Source organism: Kitasatospora sp. NPDC098652 (genome assembly GCF_044760155.1).
Classification (GTDB): domain Bacteria; phylum Actinomycetota; class Actinomycetes; order Streptomycetales; family Streptomycetaceae; genus Kitasatospora.
Map to the genome: position 1 here is coordinate 101,842 of NZ_JBIWAQ010000002.1, position 15,284 is coordinate 117,125.

A 15,284-nucleotide genomic window follows, 5' to 3' on the forward strand; every position below is an offset into this window, starting at 1 on the left:
GCCCCGTCAGTCCGTTGAGGAGCCGCCGATGCCCCGCACCCTCGGCCGTCGAACCCCCGATCGTCGAACTCTCAGTCGCCGCGCGGCACTCGGCCTCGCCACCGGGCTCGCCCCCGGCCTCCTGCTCGCCGCCTGCGGGGCCGACTCCCCCACGCCCGGCGGCGGTTCGACGGGCTCCGGCGGCACCCGGACCGTCCAGCACGCGCGCGGCACGAGCACCGTACCGGACCGGGCCGCGCGGGTGGTGGCGCTGGACACGGACGCCCTCGACTCGGCGGTCACCCTCGGACTGAGCCCGGTCGGCGCCACCACCGTCAGCGAGGGCGCGCCCTTCCCCGGGTACCTCCCCTCCGAGCGGCTGGCCGGGACGAAGGCGGTCGGCACGATCGGCCAGCCGAACCTGGAGGCGATCGCGGCGCTGCGGCCCGATCTCATCCTCAGCAACCAGGTCCGCGACGACAAGCGGTACGACCAGCTGTCCAGGATCGCTCCGACCGTACTGTCCAGGACCACCGGCCCGACCTGGAAGGAGAACGTCCGGCTGCACGCCGAGGCGATGGGCCGCGGGGCCGAGGCCGAGGCGGCGGACGCGGCGTACCGGGCCAAGGTGCGGGACCTCGTGACAGCACTGGGCGGGCCGGCCAAGGCGGCGGCCACCCGGGTCGAGATGGCCCGCTTCCTGGCCGGCGCGCCCACCCGGCTCTACCTCGACGACACCTTCGTCGGCTCGCTGTTCAAGGACCTCGGGCTCGGCCGCCCGGCCAACCAGGGCAAGCCGGGGTTCTCGCTGGAGATCAGCCCCGAGCAGGTGGACCAGGCGGCGGCCGACGTCATCTTCTACTCGGTGTACGGGGACCCGGCGAAGTCCGACCGGACCCAGATCACCGAGGGAGCGCTGTGGAAGAACATCGACGCCGTCCGCAACGGCCGGGTGTACCAGGTGGACGACAGCCTCTGGATGCTCGGCATCGGCTACACCGGGGCCGGGCTGATCCTGGACCAGATCCGCAAGGACCTGGCGTGACGGCCGGCGGGTGAGGGGTGACAGTTCACAGCCGACGGCTGACGGCTGACAGATCACAGATCACAGCGAACAGATTTCAGATAACAGATGTTGAAATCTGTTATCTGTTCGCTGTGATCTGTTCGCTGCTACTTGTCAGCCGTCATCGGCCGGCCCCGTCAGCCGTCCACCGCCCCCGGCGCCAGCGCGGGCGACGGGAAGACGTGCCGGGCCTCGCCGCCCGCCCACCAGACACCGATCGCGAACACCGCCGTCGCCTCCAGCAGCCCCGCCCGGTCCAGGCCGCCGCAGTGCACCGGCGTGCAGCCCATCGAAGCCACCAGCTCGGCGGTCAGGGCCGCAGCCGATCGATCGTCCGCGCAGTACGGGACGCCGAGCGGCGCCCCCTCGAAGCGGGGCCGTGGCAGCGACCAGATGCTCTCGTGGCAGACGCCGAACGCCTTCACCACCCGCGCCGCCGGGGCCACCGAGGCGAGCCGCCGGGCCATGGAGTCGGCGGCCCCCGCCGTGGTCAGCGCCGGCCCGTCCGGGCCCGGGGCCATCGGGACGGTGCAGTCCAACAGGACCCGTCCGGCCAGTTCGTCCGCCAGCGACGCGACCACCGGCTCCGCCACCCCGGCCGGAAGCGCGACCAGCACCGCCTGCCCGAACCGCGCCGCCTCCACGGGTTCGCCGCCGCCCGCGGCCCCGATCGCCCCGGCGAGCTTCCGTGCCGCCGCCGCCTCCCGACCACCCACCACCACCTCGCGCCCGGCCCGTACCCACGCCCCGCCCAGTGCGCCCGCCATGGCGCCGGTACCGAGAATGCCGATCCGCATGGTCCATCCACTCCTCGTCACGTGAAATGCCGTGCCCGGACGCTAGCCGGGTCGATGCACACCGCCGGGTAGGCAACGGACAGGGCAGGATGGACCCATGCGGAACGAGGGCGTCAGCGACGAGCGATCGGGCGGCGGGCCGGGCGACGGGCCGGGCAGCGCCCCGGGCGGCGATGCGGGGTTCGCCGCGGACTGCCGTGCCCGACTGGCCTTCGAGGTGATCGCCAACCGTTGGGACAGCGTGGTGCTGTACGTCCTCGGCGAGGGCGGACCGATGCGCCCGCGCACCCTGCTGGACCGGATCGGCGGCCTCAGCCCGAAGGTGCTCAACGAAACGCTGCGGCGACTGGAGTACAACGGCCTGGTGGAGCGCCACCGTTACGCCGAGGCCCCGCCGCGCGTCGACTACGCCCTGACCGATGCGGGCACCGCCCTGCTCGACCCGATCCGCGCCCTCGGCGCCTGGGCAGAGACCCACGCGGACGCCGTCCTCGCCGCCCAGGAGAGGTACGAAGACAAAGCCAATTGACGGTACGTCAGCTGAGCCCGGTGTCGGTCCCGCGTGCCATCCTCCTCGTGCACCCACGACAACCGGAGGCACCCGTGCACACCGATCTGGACGAACTGGAAGTCCTCACCCTCTTCGTGGCGGACGTCCCCGCCGCGAAGGCCTTCTACCAGGAGGTCTTCGGCCTGCCGGTGGTCCACGAGGACGACGCCTCGGCCGTCCTCCGACTGCGGAACCTGCTGCTCAACCTGCTGGCGGCGGACCAGGCGCCCGAGCTGGTGGAGCCCGCGCCGGTGGCAGCGCCCGCCGTGGGGGTGCGGGCGCTGCTCACCGTCCGGGTCCCGGACGTGGACGCGGTCTGCGCCCAACTGGCAGAGCGCGGCGTCGCGTTGCTCAACGGCCCGGTGGACCGCCCGTGGGGCCGCCGGACGGCCGCCTTCGCCGACCCGGCGGGTCACGTCTGGGAGGTCGCCCAGGACCTCACCTGACCCGCCTGCCCCGCGCCCCACCCGCCACGCCCGACGCGCACGCCCCGCCAGACGCGCCGGACGCGCATGACACGCCAGACGCGCACGACGGCGGGGGCGACGGTGGTCCGCACACCGTCGCCCCCGCCGTCCGACCCGGCCGTTCGGCACCCACAGTCCGACCGGGCCCTGCTCGGACGCGCCCCGGGCCGGGCCTGCCCAACTCAGGCCCGACCCGGTTCAGGCCCGGGTCAGTTGACGTTGACCGCGGTCCAGGTGGCCGCCACCGCGTTGTACTCGGCACTGTTCGCGCCGTACAGGTCCGACGCCGCGCTCAGGGTGGCCGCACGGGCGCCCGCGTAGTCGGTCGTCGAGGTGAAGTACACGGTCAGCGCCCGGTACCAGATCTGCGCGGCCTTGTCCCGGCCGATGCCGGCGAGCGAGGAGCCGTCCGCCGTCGGGCTGTTGTAGTTGAATCCGTTGATCGTCTTCGCGCCGCTGCCCTCGGACAGCAGGTAGAAGAAGTGGTTCGCCACACCGGACGAGTAGTGCACGTCCAGGTTGCCGACGTTGGCGTCCCAGTAGTCGGCCGAGGAGCCGTCCTTGCTGGGCTGGTCCATGTAGCGGAGCGGGCTGCCGTCGCCGCGCAGGTTGATCAGCTCGCCGATCTGGTAGTTCGGCGGGTTGGAGGGCAGGTTGGCGTACCACTCCACCATGGTGCCCATGATGTCGGAGGTGGCCTCGTTGAGGCCGCCGGACTCGCCCGAGTAGTTCAGGCTGGCGGTCGCCGCGGTGACGCCGTGGGTCATCTCGTGGCCGGCCACGTCGATCTCGGTGAGCGGCGCGCTGTTGTTGCTGCCGTCGCCGTACGACATGCAGAAGCAGTCGTCGCTCCAGAACGCGTTGACGTAGTTGGAGCCGTAGTGCACCCGGCTGAGGGCGCCGACGCCGTCGTTGCGGATGCCGTTGCGGCTGAAGGTGTTCTTGTAGAAGTCCCAGGTGGTGGCGGCGCCGAACTGGGCGTCCACGGCGGCGGATTCGCGGCTGTTGTTGGTGCCGTCGCCGAAGCTGTTGCTGGGGTTGGCGAACAGCGACCCGCTGCCCGACGCGCTGTTGTTCATGTCCGTGGTGGACTGGCCGCCGCGGCTGGTGTCCTTGAGCTCGAACTGCGAGCCGTTCTCGTTGGTGTCGAGGGGGACCTGGCCGACGAAGATGCCGTTGCCGGTGCCGGCGGCGGTCTCGATCTTCTCGTGGGTGGAGAGGACCTTGCCGTCGGCCGCGTCGGTGACCAGGATCTGGGCGCTCGGGGTGCCGTCGGCGCGCACGCCCTCGACGGTGGTCCGGTAGGCCAGGCGCGGGTTGCCGTCGGTGGCCCAGACGACCAGCTCGGCCTTGCCGACCTGGTGCACGTCGGCGATCGGGGACTCGTCGGAGTCGATGGTCTGGCCGATGGTGGCCTTGACCGTGCCGGAGGCCTGGTCGGCGGCCTTGTCCGCGGGGATCTTCGGGGTCAGGCTCGGCAGCGCGATCCGGGCGGAGACGGCCTTGTCCACCGACTTCACGGCGCCGCCGGCCTTCTGGTGGACGACCAGGTCGCCGCCGATCACCGGGAGGCCCGCGTAGGTGCGCTCGAAGCGCAGGTGACGGGTGCCGTCCTGGTCGACGACGGCGTCCTTGGCCACCAGCTTCTCCTCGCCGCCGAGGCCGAGCGCCTGGGCGAGCGGGGTGGACTGGCCGTTGGCCACGGCGAGCACGGCCGCGTGCTGCGAGGCGGCCTGTGCCTGCAGCGACGGGGACGCGGGGGCGGCCTGGGCGGCGGTGGTGGCCACCTGGATGACACCGGTCAGCATGGCCGTGGCCGAAAGCACGGCGACAGCGGCGAGCTTACGCTTCAACGTAAGAGTCCTTCCGGGAAACCGCGTCTGGGCGCGGTCGCGCCGCGCTCCGGGGGCCGGGGTCGGCACCTGTGGGGCGGAGCGGGCGCTGACGTGCAGGAACCCCGTGCGGTCGAGCGGCTTGCCACCGAGGGGTGGGGGTGGGGGGCTACCGCTGGGGGGTGACCAGAAGCATGACAATCCGGCAGGTGAATTGACAGGTCTGCATCAGTGATTGGCCAGGTCCCGCCAGTTGGTAAAGGGATTCAAAAGGCGGTCGAACCAGGGCAATTCGAGCGGCCTTGCAGGGGGCTCCGATCCGAACCAGGCCCGACCGCCTGCGCCGACGGCGGGTCGGCCACCGACGGTCGGCCGGGGTGTCAATACCGATGACCGGCCGATCGACTTTTACATCCTTGTAGAAGTTTCCATACATACCCTTGACGCCCCGGTGGCGAGGTCCCGCCACCGAACGCCCTTGCCCGCCGGGGTGACAGCCTGATAGAGGCCGGCACCCCGGTGACCGGGCGCCTACGCGCCGTACTCCCTTGCGGCGGCCAGCAGTTGGCGCAACGAGGGGTTCACCATCGGACGGCCGGCCACACTCACCGTCGGCACGGTCTCGTTGCCGTCCGCGACCGAACGCACGAAGGCGGCCGCGTCCTGGTCCTTCCAGATGTTGACCCGGGTGAAGCGGCGGCTGTACCGCAGGCGGGTGAAGAGCAAACCGAACCGCAGCTTCATGCAGTAGGTGCACAAGGGGCGCCAGTAGAGCACCACTTCACCGGCCCCGGCCACCCCGTCCGCCGTCGCACCGCTCGCCGCGTCCGTCACTGCAACCTCCACTCCTGCGCCGTGTTCCCGGGTGTGCACGCGACCATGGTGAGCTCGTTGCCGGGGCCGTTGTCCGTCATGCACGACTGGTTCTGGTAGTCGGCCAGCGTGTACGAGCCCGGGGTGCTGCCGTTGCGGACCGTCCACCGGGTGAGGAAGCTGAACCCGTTGCTCAGCACGACCTTGCCGTCCATGGTCTGGACCAGCTGCGGGCCGCCGTTGTTGCAGGCGTTGAACACGATCCAGCTGCCCGGGTCGGTGGCGCGCACCCAGCCGTACTGCGAGGCACCGCCGAGGACGATCGGGTTGTCGCCGTTCAGGTTGTCGTTGCGCATCCCGATCGGACGGCCGTTCCTGACACTCACGATGGTGCTCCAGCTGCTGCCGCCGCAGGACGCGGGACGGGCGGCCGCCGACGGGGCGGACGGGTTGCCGCCCGCCGACGAACCGCCCGCACCGGCCGAACCGCCCGCACCGGCCGAACCCCCGGAACCGGCCGAACCTCCCGAGCCGCCTGAACCGCCGCCCTGGGACGCCGGGTTGCCGGGCTTGGCGGGCGACTGGTCCGCCGCCGTACCCCCGCCCGCGGGCTGGCCGCCCGAAGCCCCACCGGCGGCCGCGCCGCCGCCGGGGTTCGAGCCGCCGCGCCCCTGGGAGCCGCCGCCGCCCTGCGCCGGTACGGGAACGGGCAGTTGGGTACCGGGCGGCACCCCGCCGCCGGTGGCCTGCTGGTCGGCGGTCGGGGTGGCCGACGGGGTGTCGGTCGGTGGCGGCGTGACGGGTCCGGAGCCGGCCGCGGAGGTGGTGGCCGGGACCGCCGGGACCGTCACCACCACGGTGGGCTGGGCGGCGGGTGGCACGGCCGCGTCGGACCGGCCGGGGCCGCGGTCGACCAGCAGCACCGTCGCCGTGCCCATCGAGATCACGATCGGGACGACGACCGGGAGCAGCAGGGTACGGCGCGAGCGGCGTCGGCCCGGCTCGGTCTCCGCCTGCGGGTCCATCCGCACGACCTGCTCCGGACCGACCGGGGCGGGTGCGGCACCGGGTGCGGCGCCAGGTGACGCACCGGCTTCGGGAGCCGCCGAAGGTACGGCCCCGGCCCCGCCGGCGTCCGCCCGCAGGTCGATCGTCCCGCTGTCCGCCGCCTTCCGCGCCGCCCCCGGCAGCCCGATCGCCACCCGGGCCGCCGCCGCCATTCCGGCCGCGCTCTCGAAGCGGTCCTCGGGCTGCTTGGCCAGCGCGGTGGCGATCAGCGCCCGGACCGCCGCCGGGAGGGTCTCCGGCAGCTCCGGTACCGGCTGGTTGACGTGCTTGAGCGCGACCTGCAGCGGGCCCTCGCCCTGGTACGGCACCCGGCCGACCAGCAGCTCGTAGCCGACCACGCCGATCGAGTACAGGTCGGAGGCCGGGCCGGTGGCCTCCCCCGAGGCCTGCTCGGGGGACATGTAGGCCGCGGTGCCGATGACCGCGTACGGCGCGGTGAGCTTGGTGCTGGCGACGGCCCGGGCGATGCCGAAGTCGGTGATCACCACCCCGCCGTCCTCGCGCACCATCAGGTTGGAGGGCTTGAGGTCGCGGTGCACGATCCCCCGCCGATGGGCGGCGTGCAGCGCGTCCAGGGCGTCGGCGAGCAGGCGCAGCGCGCGCTCGGCGCTCATCGGACCGTCGTCCTCGAGCACCCGGTCCAGCGGCCGGCCCTCGATCAGGTCCATCACGATGTACGCGCAGCGGGCGTCGTCGCCGTCCCCGCCGCTCTCCCCGTAGTCGTGCACGCCCACGATGCCGGGGTGGTCGACCGCGGCGACCAGCTGGGCCTCACGGCGGAACCGCTGGAGGCCGGTGCCGTCCTCGAACAGGTCGGCGCGGAGGATCTTCACGGCGACCGGCCGGGCCAGCACCCCGTCCTCGGCCCGCCAGACCGCCCCCATCCCCCCGCCGCCGACCTTCTCGACCAGCGTGTACCGCCCGCCGAGCACAGTGCCCGCGCTACTCATCTCCCCTGCCCCCAGGTGTCATGACCCTCCCCGCCGGGTCGTCGGCACACAGTGTGCCAGAGCGTGCCGCGGGCTCAGCAGCCGCTGTGAGAAGGGAGATTGCCCCTGGGAGTCAGGCCTTCCGGGCGATTCGGACCTGCCGGGACACCGCGAGGACGGCCTCGGCGACCACCCCCGGCCGGTCCTGGTGGACCGCGTGCCCGGCACCGGGCACCACCAGGTGGACGCCGAGGGCGGCACCGGCCGTGATCCGCGCCTGGGCGGCGGTGAAGCGGGCCCGCAGCCCGCGGGGCAGCCCGAGCGTCGCGCTCAGCACGGTGCCCGGCACCTCGGGCGACGGCCCGGCGGCCCGACGGCGGCGGAGCTGCCCGGTCGCCCGGTTCGACAGCCGGTTCTCGGCCAGTACGGCCCGCCGCTGGTGGGGGTGGGCGAGGACGGCCGCCTCGGCCCGGGCCGCCGCGTTGCCCGGGCCCGGCACATCACGGGTGCCCGGCACATCACGGGTGCCCGGCACGTCACGGGTGCCCGGCACGTCACGGGTGCCCGGCACGTCACTGGTGCCCGGCGCGGCGGGCACCCGCGCCGCCCGGAACAGCCCGATCCGCAGCAATCCGATCCGGACCAGCTCGATCCGGAGCAGCAGCGACTCGATCACGCTGATCGCCCGCGGCCGGAAGTCCTCGTGCGCCGGATCGACCAGGACCAGTCCGGCCACCAGCTCCGGCCGTTCCCTGGCCAGGAGTTGGGCCAGCTGCCCGCCCCAGCTGTGCCCGACCAGCACGGCCGGCCCGGCGTCCAGGTGCCGCACCAGCGCGGCCAGGTCCGCGACCTGCGTGTCCAGGGTCGGGGCCGGAGCGCGGTCGGGTTCGCTGGCGCCGAGCCCGGCCCGGTCGTACGCCACGACCCTGGCCCGCCCGGCGAGTTCGGGCAGCAGCGGGGCCCAGGTGAGCGAGCTGGTGCCCATCCCGGCGACCAGGACGACCGGCGGACCGCCGCCCGTCCCGGGCCCCGCCTCCAGCCAGCGCAACGCCCGTCCGTCACGGTCGAGTTCGCCCCGCCGCACGCCGCCGGGCAGCTGCTCGGCGAGCGCCTCGGCGATGACCTGCTGAACTCCGGTCAGGGCCGGTGCTCGGCCGGTTCGCCCACTCCACCTGCTGGTTGCCACTTCCGCTCCCCCGGTCGGCCACAACGGGGGGCCACTCTACGTCCCTGCGTCCCTACGTCTCTCCGGCTCTCCGGCTCTCCGGCTACGGCCGGACGGGGCGCCGGGGCGGCGAACCGGCGTGCTATGCCGGTAGGTTGCGCTTCAACAGGTCGAACAGCGCCGACCAGTGCCGGCCGTCACCGCCCGCGTGGTACCGGGTGGTGTCGGCCTGGGTGTAGCCGTGTCCGGCGCCCTCGTACACCTCCGTCCGGTGGCGGACCCCGGCGGCGGTGAGGGCCTCGTCGAGCCGGGCGATCTGCTCGGGCGGCATCGACTCGTCCTGGTCGGCGTGGCCGAAGTGCAGCTCCGCGGTGATGCGTTCGGCGCGCAGGTGCGGGCTGTCCGGGCGGTCGGTGGCGAGGTGGCCGCCGTGGAAGGCGCCGACCGCGGCGATCCGGTCCGGGTGGCTGACGGCGGCGCTCAGGGCCAGGTAGGCGCCGAGGCAGTAGCCGGTGACGCCGATCGGGCCGTCCTGGACCAGCGGGGACTCCTCGAACCAGGCCAGGAAGCCGTCCGCGTCACGCGCGGCCGTCTCCGGGTTCCTGGCGCCGAAGAGCAGCGGGCCGAGCTGGGCGAAGATCTCGTCGCACTGCTCGATGTCGATCATCTCGGGCAGTTCCACCAGCGGGGCGCGGCCGCTGCGGTAGTAGAGGTTGGGGACGAGGACGGTGTAGCCGGCCTCGGCGATCCGGTCGGCCATGGCCTTCAGGTGGGGCCGGAGCCCGAAGGCGTCCTGGTAGAGCAACACGCCGGGGTGGGGCAGGCCGTCATCGGGGTGGGTGAGGTAGGCGTCGGCGACGCCGTCTGCTGTCGGAATGTCCACGAGGGTTCCGCGCACGGTCATGGGTGAGAGCTCTCCTTGGGGTCACGGGCAGCGTAGCCGCTGCGGACCCGGAACCGGGAACGCTCATGCCGGGGCGAGGCGTTGGGCCTGGCATGGGGCTGGTCGTGGGAGTGGCGTGCGTGGCCTTGGCCGCGGTCGGGCTGGTGGTGCTGGCGGGTTGGCAGGTGTGGTCCGAGTCCTCGCCGCGCCGTCGTGAGCGCGGGCCCGGCCTCGGCGGCGGTGGCGGTGGCGGCGGTGGCGTGCTGGGCGAGATGCACGCGCTGTTCAGCCCGGGCAAGCGGATCCAGGTCGAGCAGCGCCGGGAGCAGACCTCCCGCCGGGACGACACCCGGGCCGGGGCCCCACCGCACTTCGGGGTCGACCTGGACCGTGGCGTGGCGGTGCTGCGCCGACCGGACGGCGACGACACCCGGTAGCACCGCCACCGGGCATCGGGGCCGGGGCCCGGTGGCCGCGGCCGCGTTCCGTGGACCGTCCGTCAGAGCTGGCGTCCGTCAGAGCCAGCGGATCCGCTCCTCGTCCGTGGTGCGCGGGCAGGTCAGGCAGGCGAGTGCCTCGGGCCCGACAGCGTAGTAGAGGCAGCAGCCGAGCCGGGTGCGGGTGTGGTGGTCCTGGCCGTCCGGGGTGCGCAGCCAGCGGAAGTCGGCGGCTCCGGGCAGCGGCAGGGTGCCGCCGGGCAACAGCGCCGCGGCAGCGGCGACGGCGGCGTCCTCGCCGCTCGTAACACCGCCACCCGAAACACCACCAGCCGTTGCACCCACGGCCGTTGCACCCCCGGCTTTAGCGCCTCCGGCCGTTGCACCCCGGGCCGTTGCGCCCCGGGGTGTTGCGCCCCGGGGTGTTGAACCCGCGGCCGCGCCGTCCTGCGCGTCGAGCATCCGGCCGAGGTACCAGACGGCGGAGGCGAGGTCGTCGGTCACCATGCCCCAGAGCGCGCGGTCGCGGCGCCGGGTCGGTCCGGCGAACGCGGCGAGCACCGGTTCGAGGTGGGCCACCACGGCGGCCCGCAGTTCGGCGCGCAGTTCGTCGTCGCAGGGGCGGGTGACGTGCCCGCGCGGGCGCAGGGCGAGGTCCCCGGTCGGGGCGTGCAGCCAGAGGTCGGCGGGGTCGACGGCGGGGACCCGCCGGGCAAGGTGCCAGGGGCCGGCGATGAGCAGGCAGACGGACCAGGCGTAGTGGTGGAGCAGCCGGGAGGCGGTGACGTGCGGGCGGGGCGCGCGGCCGTGTTCGGCGGCGATCCGCTCTTCCGCCCCGGCCAGTACGGCGGCCAGGGCCCGTTCGTCGGTGGCGAGTCGGGCGCCCGAGTACCAGCCGTCGGCGGCCGAGGGGTCGGGTTCGGCGGGGTCGAGCAGGTGCAGCCGGAGCGCGGGGCAGAGTTCGCGCAGCCGCCGGTAGTCGCCGGTCAGAGCGGCCGACCGACCCCCGGGGCGAACGGCCGGGGTGCGGGCAGGCGCGGAACTGGCGAGCGCGGAACAGGCGGGCGGGGAACAGGCCGGTGGGGAGCCGGCCGGTGCGACGGGCAGGGGTGTTCCGGGGACCATCGGCACTCCCGAGATCGACTCCGAGTGATCATTAAGGTGAGGCTCACCTTACAATGCCTCAGAGGGTGCACCGACCACCCGCCCGCAGGGCCGGTTGTGATGTTCGACCATCGGCACGAACTTGACGAACTTAGGCAAACCTAACCTAAGATGTCGACTCGTGTTGAGAACCGACCCACCCGCCACCACAGCCCCGGCGACGCCCCGTCCCGCGGCGGCGCTCCGGCGGCCGTTGCTGCTGGTCGCCGGTGTGGCCGCACTCGTGCTGTGCGCCGCCCTGAGCCTCGCGCTGGGCTCCCGCGCCATCCCGCTGTCCACCGTCGTCGACGCCCTCACCGGCGCCGCCCACGGCGGGGACGCCGACGTGGTGACGGGCCTTCGGGTCCCGCGCACGCTCATCGGCCTGGCCGTCGGAGCCGGGCTCGGCGTCGCCGGGGCGGTCGCCCAGGGCGTCACCCGCAACCCCCTGGCCTCCCCGGTCACCCTCGGCATCAACGCCGGCGCGAGCCTCGCCGTGGTCGCCGCGATCTACACGCTGGACCTCTCCCGCCCCTCCCAGTACGTCTGGTTCGCCTTCGCCGGGGCGGCCGTCGCCGCCGTCTCCGCCTACGGCATGTCCCGGCGCGGCGGGGACCTCGACCCGGTCCGGCTCGCGCTCGGCGGCACCGTGCTCACCGTGGTGCTCACCTCCTGGACCTCCGCGCTGATGCTGGCCAGTCACCGCACCCTGGACGAGGCTCGGTTCTGGCTGGCCGGCTCGATCGCCGGACGCCACCTGGACACCCTCACCCCGGTGCTGCCGTTCCTGGTGCTCGGCCTGGTGGCCGCCTTCGCGATCTCCCCCGCGCTCAACGCGCTGGCCCTGGGCGACGAGACCGCCCAGGCCCTGGGCGTGCCGGTGGCCCGGATCCGGGTGGTCGGCGGACTGGCGGTGGTGCTGCTCGCGGGCAGTGCGGTCGCCGTCTCCGGACCGGTGGCGTTCATCGGACTGGCCGCGCCGCACCTGGTCCGCGCCCTGCTCGGCAACGACCACCGCTGGCTGCTGCCCGGCTGCCTGATCACCGGCCCGCTGCTGCTGCTCGCCGCCGACGTGCTCGGCCGGCTCGTGGTGCAGCCGTCCGAGATCGAGGTCGGCATCGTCACCGCCTTCCTCGGCGCGCCGCTGCTCGCGGTGCTGGCCCGGAAGGTGGCCAAGTGAGCGCGCGCAACGGGCGGACCGCCGCGCTGGGCGCGATCGCGCGCCGCCGGGCCCGTACCGCCGCCTGGTCGCTGCTGGCCGTCGCCCTGCTGGTGGTGCTCACCGGCATCGCGCTCGGCACCGGCCAGGTGAGCATCTCCGCCTGGGACGCGCTGCGCGCCCTGTTCGGCCAGGGCCAGCCCGGCGACGTCCTGGTGGTGCAGCAGTTCCGGGCGCCGCGCGTGGTGTCCGCGCTGATCGCGGGGGCCGGGCTGGCGATGGCCGGCTCGATGCTGCAGCGGCTGTTCCGCAATCCGCTGGCCGCCCCCGACACCATCGGGATCACCGGTGGCGCCTCCTTCGGCGCGGTGCTGATGCTCGCCACCGGCGCCTCGCAGCAGCTGATCCCGCTGGCCGCGGTCGGCGGCGGGCTGCTCGCCGCGCTGCTGCTCGGCGGCCTGGCCTGGCGCTCCAGGATGGCCGTGACCCGGCTGGTGCTGGTCGGCCTGGCGGTCCAGCAGGGACTCGCCGCCGCCGTGAACCTGATGATCGTACGGTTCCCGGCCGAGCTGGCCTCCTCCGCCATGCAGTGGACCACCGGCTCGCTGTACGGGCGCAACTGGACCGAGGTGTGGATCGGCGGCAGCGCCATCGCCCTCACCGCCGCAGCCCTCGTGCTCTGCCAGCGGCGGGTCGCCGTCCTCGACCTCGGCGACGACTCGGCCGGCGGCCTCGGCCTCGACCCCGCCCGGGACCGGCTCTGGCTGCTGCTGCTCACCATCACCCTCGCCTCGCTGGCCGCCGCCCTCACCGGACCGGTCGCCTTCGTCGCCCTCGCCGTCCCCCACCTGGTCCGGCTGCTCGCCGGGCCGCCCACCCCCGGCACTCTCGGCCTCACCGCGCTCACCGGCGCCGTGCTGCTGCTCGCGGCCGACCTCCTCGTGCTGCACGTGATCCCCGTCCACGGCCTGCCGGTCGGTGCCGTCACCGCCACCCTCGGCGCGCCCTGGCTCCTGGTGCTGATGATCCGCCAGGGCCGGCTTCCCCAGAGGAGCAGCTGATGACCTCCCCCTCGGCCCCGGCGACCGCCAACCGGCTCGCCGCCCAAGGCCTCGGACTGCGCTACGGCGACCGGACCATCGTCGACGGCCTCGACCTCGAACTCCCCGGCGGCGCCGTCACCGCGATCGTCGGACCGAACGCCTGCGGCAAGTCGACGTTGCTGCGCGGCCTCGTCCGACTGCTCGACCCGGCCGCCGGCACGGTCACCCTGGACGGCGCCGACATCCACCGGATGCCCGCCCGCACCCTCGCCAAGCGGATGGGCCTGCTGCCGCAGCAGCCCGTCACCCCGGAGGCGGTCACCGTCGAGGCCCTGGTCCGGCTCGGACGCTACCCGCACCAGCGGATGCTCAGCCCGTGGTCCAAGGCCGACCAGGCGGCGGTCGAGGAGGCCCTGGAGCGCACCGGGGCCGCCGAGCTGCGCGACCGGCAGGTCGACCGGCTCTCCGGCGGGCAGCGCCAGCGGGTCTGGATCGCGCTCGCGCTCGCCCAGGAGACCGACCTGCTGCTGCTCGACGAGCCGACCACCTTCCTCGACCTGCGGCACCAGCTCGACGTGCTCGACCTGGTCGCCGACCTGCACGCCGAGGCCGGGCGCACCGTCGTCATGGTGCTGCACGACCTCGGACAGGCCGCCCGGTACGCCGACCACCTGGTGGTGCTCAAGGACGGGCGGCTCGCCGCGGCCGGTCCGCCCGCCGAGGTCCTGACGGCCGAACTGGTCGAGGCCGTCTTCGGCGTGCCGTGCCGGGTCGTGCCCGACCCGGAGACCGGCACTCCGCTGGTCGTGCCGCGGGCCCGGGTGCGCACTGGCGCTGCGGCCGCTGCCGTCTGACCCCCACCGCCCTTCCCGTCCCGCCTCTTCCGTCTTCCGTCTTCCCTCTTCCGTCTCCCCGTTCGACCCGATCCAAGGAACTCCGATGAACCGCCGACTCCCCGTCGCCGTCCTCGCCGTCACGCTGTCCGCCACGCTCCTCGCCGCCTGCGGCAGCAACGGGGACGGCGCCAAGTCCGGTGGTGACTCCGGCTCCTCCGCCGCCGCCTCGGCCGGCACCGCCGCCGGCTTCCCGCGCACCGTCAAGCACGCCGCCGGGACCGCCCAGATCAAGTCCCAGCCCAAGCGCGTCGTGGTGCTGGACAGCGGCGAGCTGGACGACGTCACGCTGCTCGGCATCACGCCGGTCGGAGCGGTGTCCCCGCACATGAAGACCGAGGGCGGGTTCCCGAACTACCTCAAGGACAAGATCAAGGACACCAAGGACGTCGGCCCGATGAACGAGCCGAACCTGGAGCTGATCGCCTCCCTCAAGCCCGACCTGATCCTCTCCTCCAAGGTCCGGCACGCCAAGGTGTACGACCAGCTGAACGCGATCGCGCCGACCGTGCTGGCCGAGACCACCGGCTTCCCGTGGAAGGAGAACCTCGCGCTGTACGCCCAGGCCCTCGGCAAGGAGGACGAGGCGAAGAAGGCGCTGGCCGACTACGAGGAGCGGGCGCACAAGCTGGGCGAGGCGATCAAGGCCAAGTACAACGGGACGATGCCGACCGCCTCGGTGGTCCGCTTCGTGGCCGGCCCGACCCGCCTGTACGCGAAGGCCTCCTACAGCGGCGTGGTGCTCAAGGACGTCGGCCTGACCCGCCCGGCCCCGCAGGACGTGGACAAGAACATCATCGAGGTCAGCGCCGAGCAGGTCAGCCAGGCCGACGCCGACCTGGTGTTCGTCACCACTGCTGACGACCCGTCCAAGACCAAGGAGAGCGAGGTCCAGCAGACCCCGGTCTGGCAGGGCCTGAACGCCGTCAAGAACAACAAGGTCTTCACCGTGCCGGACGAGACCTGGATGTCCGGCATCGGCGTCCAGGCCGCGGACGCGATGCTCGTCGACATCGCCAAGGCGGCGGGCGTGGACGCGCCCAAGTAGCCGTCGCCCAGC

At 73.7% G+C, this 15,284-nt stretch carries 15 protein-coding genes; 8 read left to right on the top strand and 7 right to left on the bottom strand.

The window, feature by feature from the left end:
- The first annotated feature begins 28 nt into the window (after positions 1-28).
- A complete protein-coding gene (locus ACIQWA_RS04550; RefSeq protein WP_402478072.1) occupies positions 29-1,024 on the top strand; it encodes an ABC transporter substrate-binding protein in 996 nt (331 codons plus the stop codon).
- Between the two features lie 158 nt (positions 1,025-1,182).
- On the opposite strand, the gene ACIQWA_RS04555 is transcribed toward ACIQWA_RS04550, so the two are convergent.
- On the bottom strand, positions 1,183-1,842 hold the full coding sequence (locus ACIQWA_RS04555; protein WP_402478075.1) for an NADPH-dependent F420 reductase: 660 nt from the start codon (positions 1,840-1,842) through the stop codon (positions 1,183-1,185).
- A gap of 97 nt (positions 1,843-1,939) precedes the next feature.
- On the opposite strand from ACIQWA_RS04555, the gene ACIQWA_RS04560 reads away from it, so the two are divergent.
- On the top strand, positions 1,940-2,371 hold the full coding sequence (locus ACIQWA_RS04560) for a winged helix-turn-helix transcriptional regulator (protein WP_402478078.1): 432 nt from the start codon (positions 1,940-1,942) through the stop codon (positions 2,369-2,371).
- 74 nt (positions 2,372-2,445) lie between these two features.
- Entirely contained in the window at positions 2,446-2,838 is a 393-nt protein-coding gene (locus ACIQWA_RS04565; RefSeq protein WP_360229782.1) for a VOC family protein, read from the top strand.
- A 230-nt stretch (positions 2,839-3,068) separates the two neighbouring features.
- Here ACIQWA_RS04565 and ACIQWA_RS04570 read toward each other — a convergent pair whose 3' ends face one another.
- The 5 genes from ACIQWA_RS04570 to ACIQWA_RS04590 all read right to left on the bottom strand — a co-directional run bounded on the left by ACIQWA_RS04570 (position 3,069) and on the right by ACIQWA_RS04590 (position 9,570).
- The gene (locus tag ACIQWA_RS04570; protein ID WP_402479652.1) at positions 3,069-4,667 is read right to left on the bottom strand and encodes a M4 family metallopeptidase; all 1,599 of its coding nucleotides are present in this window, start codon (positions 4,665-4,667) and stop codon (positions 3,069-3,071) included.
- 555 nt (positions 4,668-5,222) lie between these two features.
- The gene (locus ACIQWA_RS04575; protein WP_402478080.1) at positions 5,223-5,525 is read right to left on the bottom strand and encodes a glutaredoxin domain-containing protein; all 303 of its coding nucleotides are present in this window, start codon (positions 5,523-5,525) and stop codon (positions 5,223-5,225) included.
- Positions 5,522-7,522, bottom strand: coding sequence for a serine/threonine-protein kinase (locus ACIQWA_RS04580; protein WP_402478081.1), 2,001 nt, complete (start codon positions 7,520-7,522; stop codon positions 5,522-5,524). The genes ACIQWA_RS04575 and ACIQWA_RS04580 overlap by 4 nt, the downstream gene beginning before the upstream one ends.
- Positions 7,523-7,634: 112 nt before the next feature.
- On the bottom strand, positions 7,635-8,687 hold the full coding sequence (locus tag ACIQWA_RS04585) for an alpha/beta fold hydrolase (RefSeq protein ID WP_402478084.1): 1,053 nt from the start codon (positions 8,685-8,687) through the stop codon (positions 7,635-7,637).
- Positions 8,688-8,808: 121 nt separating this feature from the next.
- On the bottom strand, positions 8,809-9,570 hold the full coding sequence (locus tag ACIQWA_RS04590) for a dienelactone hydrolase family protein (RefSeq protein WP_402478087.1): 762 nt from the start codon (positions 9,568-9,570) through the stop codon (positions 8,809-8,811).
- Positions 9,571-9,689: 119 nt separating this feature from the next.
- Here ACIQWA_RS04590 and ACIQWA_RS04595 point away from each other — a divergent pair, with 119 nt between their 5' ends.
- A complete protein-coding gene (locus tag ACIQWA_RS04595; protein ID WP_402478089.1) occupies positions 9,690-9,986 on the top strand; it encodes a DUF6191 domain-containing protein in 297 nt (98 codons plus the stop codon).
- A 78-nt stretch (positions 9,987-10,064) separates the two neighbouring features.
- On the opposite strand, the gene ACIQWA_RS04600 is transcribed toward ACIQWA_RS04595, so the two are convergent.
- Positions 10,065-11,111 (bottom strand): iron-sulfur protein, encoded by a 1,047-nt coding sequence (locus ACIQWA_RS04600; RefSeq protein ID WP_402478092.1) that lies wholly within the window; start codon positions 11,109-11,111, stop codon positions 10,065-10,067.
- 160 nt (positions 11,112-11,271) lie between these two features.
- On the opposite strand from ACIQWA_RS04600, the gene ACIQWA_RS04605 reads away from it, so the two are divergent.
- From ACIQWA_RS04605 to ACIQWA_RS04620, 4 genes are all read left to right on the top strand, one after another.
- Positions 11,272-12,309, top strand: a complete 1,038-nt coding sequence (locus ACIQWA_RS04605) for a FecCD family ABC transporter permease (protein ID WP_402478094.1) — start codon at positions 11,272-11,274, stop codon at positions 12,307-12,309.
- Positions 12,306-13,349: a FecCD family ABC transporter permease gene (locus ACIQWA_RS04610; protein WP_402478097.1), complete on the top strand. Its 1,044-nt coding sequence runs from the start codon at positions 12,306-12,308 to the stop codon at positions 13,347-13,349. The genes ACIQWA_RS04605 and ACIQWA_RS04610 overlap by 4 nt, the downstream gene beginning before the upstream one ends.
- Positions 13,349-14,185: an ABC transporter ATP-binding protein gene (locus ACIQWA_RS04615; RefSeq protein ID WP_402478100.1), complete on the top strand. Its 837-nt coding sequence runs from the start codon at positions 13,349-13,351 to the stop codon at positions 14,183-14,185. The genes ACIQWA_RS04610 and ACIQWA_RS04615 overlap by 1 nt, the downstream gene beginning before the upstream one ends.
- 85 nt (positions 14,186-14,270) lie before the next feature.
- Positions 14,271-15,272, top strand: a complete 1,002-nt coding sequence (locus ACIQWA_RS04620; RefSeq protein WP_360229798.1) for an iron-siderophore ABC transporter substrate-binding protein — start codon at positions 14,271-14,273, stop codon at positions 15,270-15,272.
- The last annotated feature ends 12 nt before the right edge of the window (positions 15,273-15,284 follow it).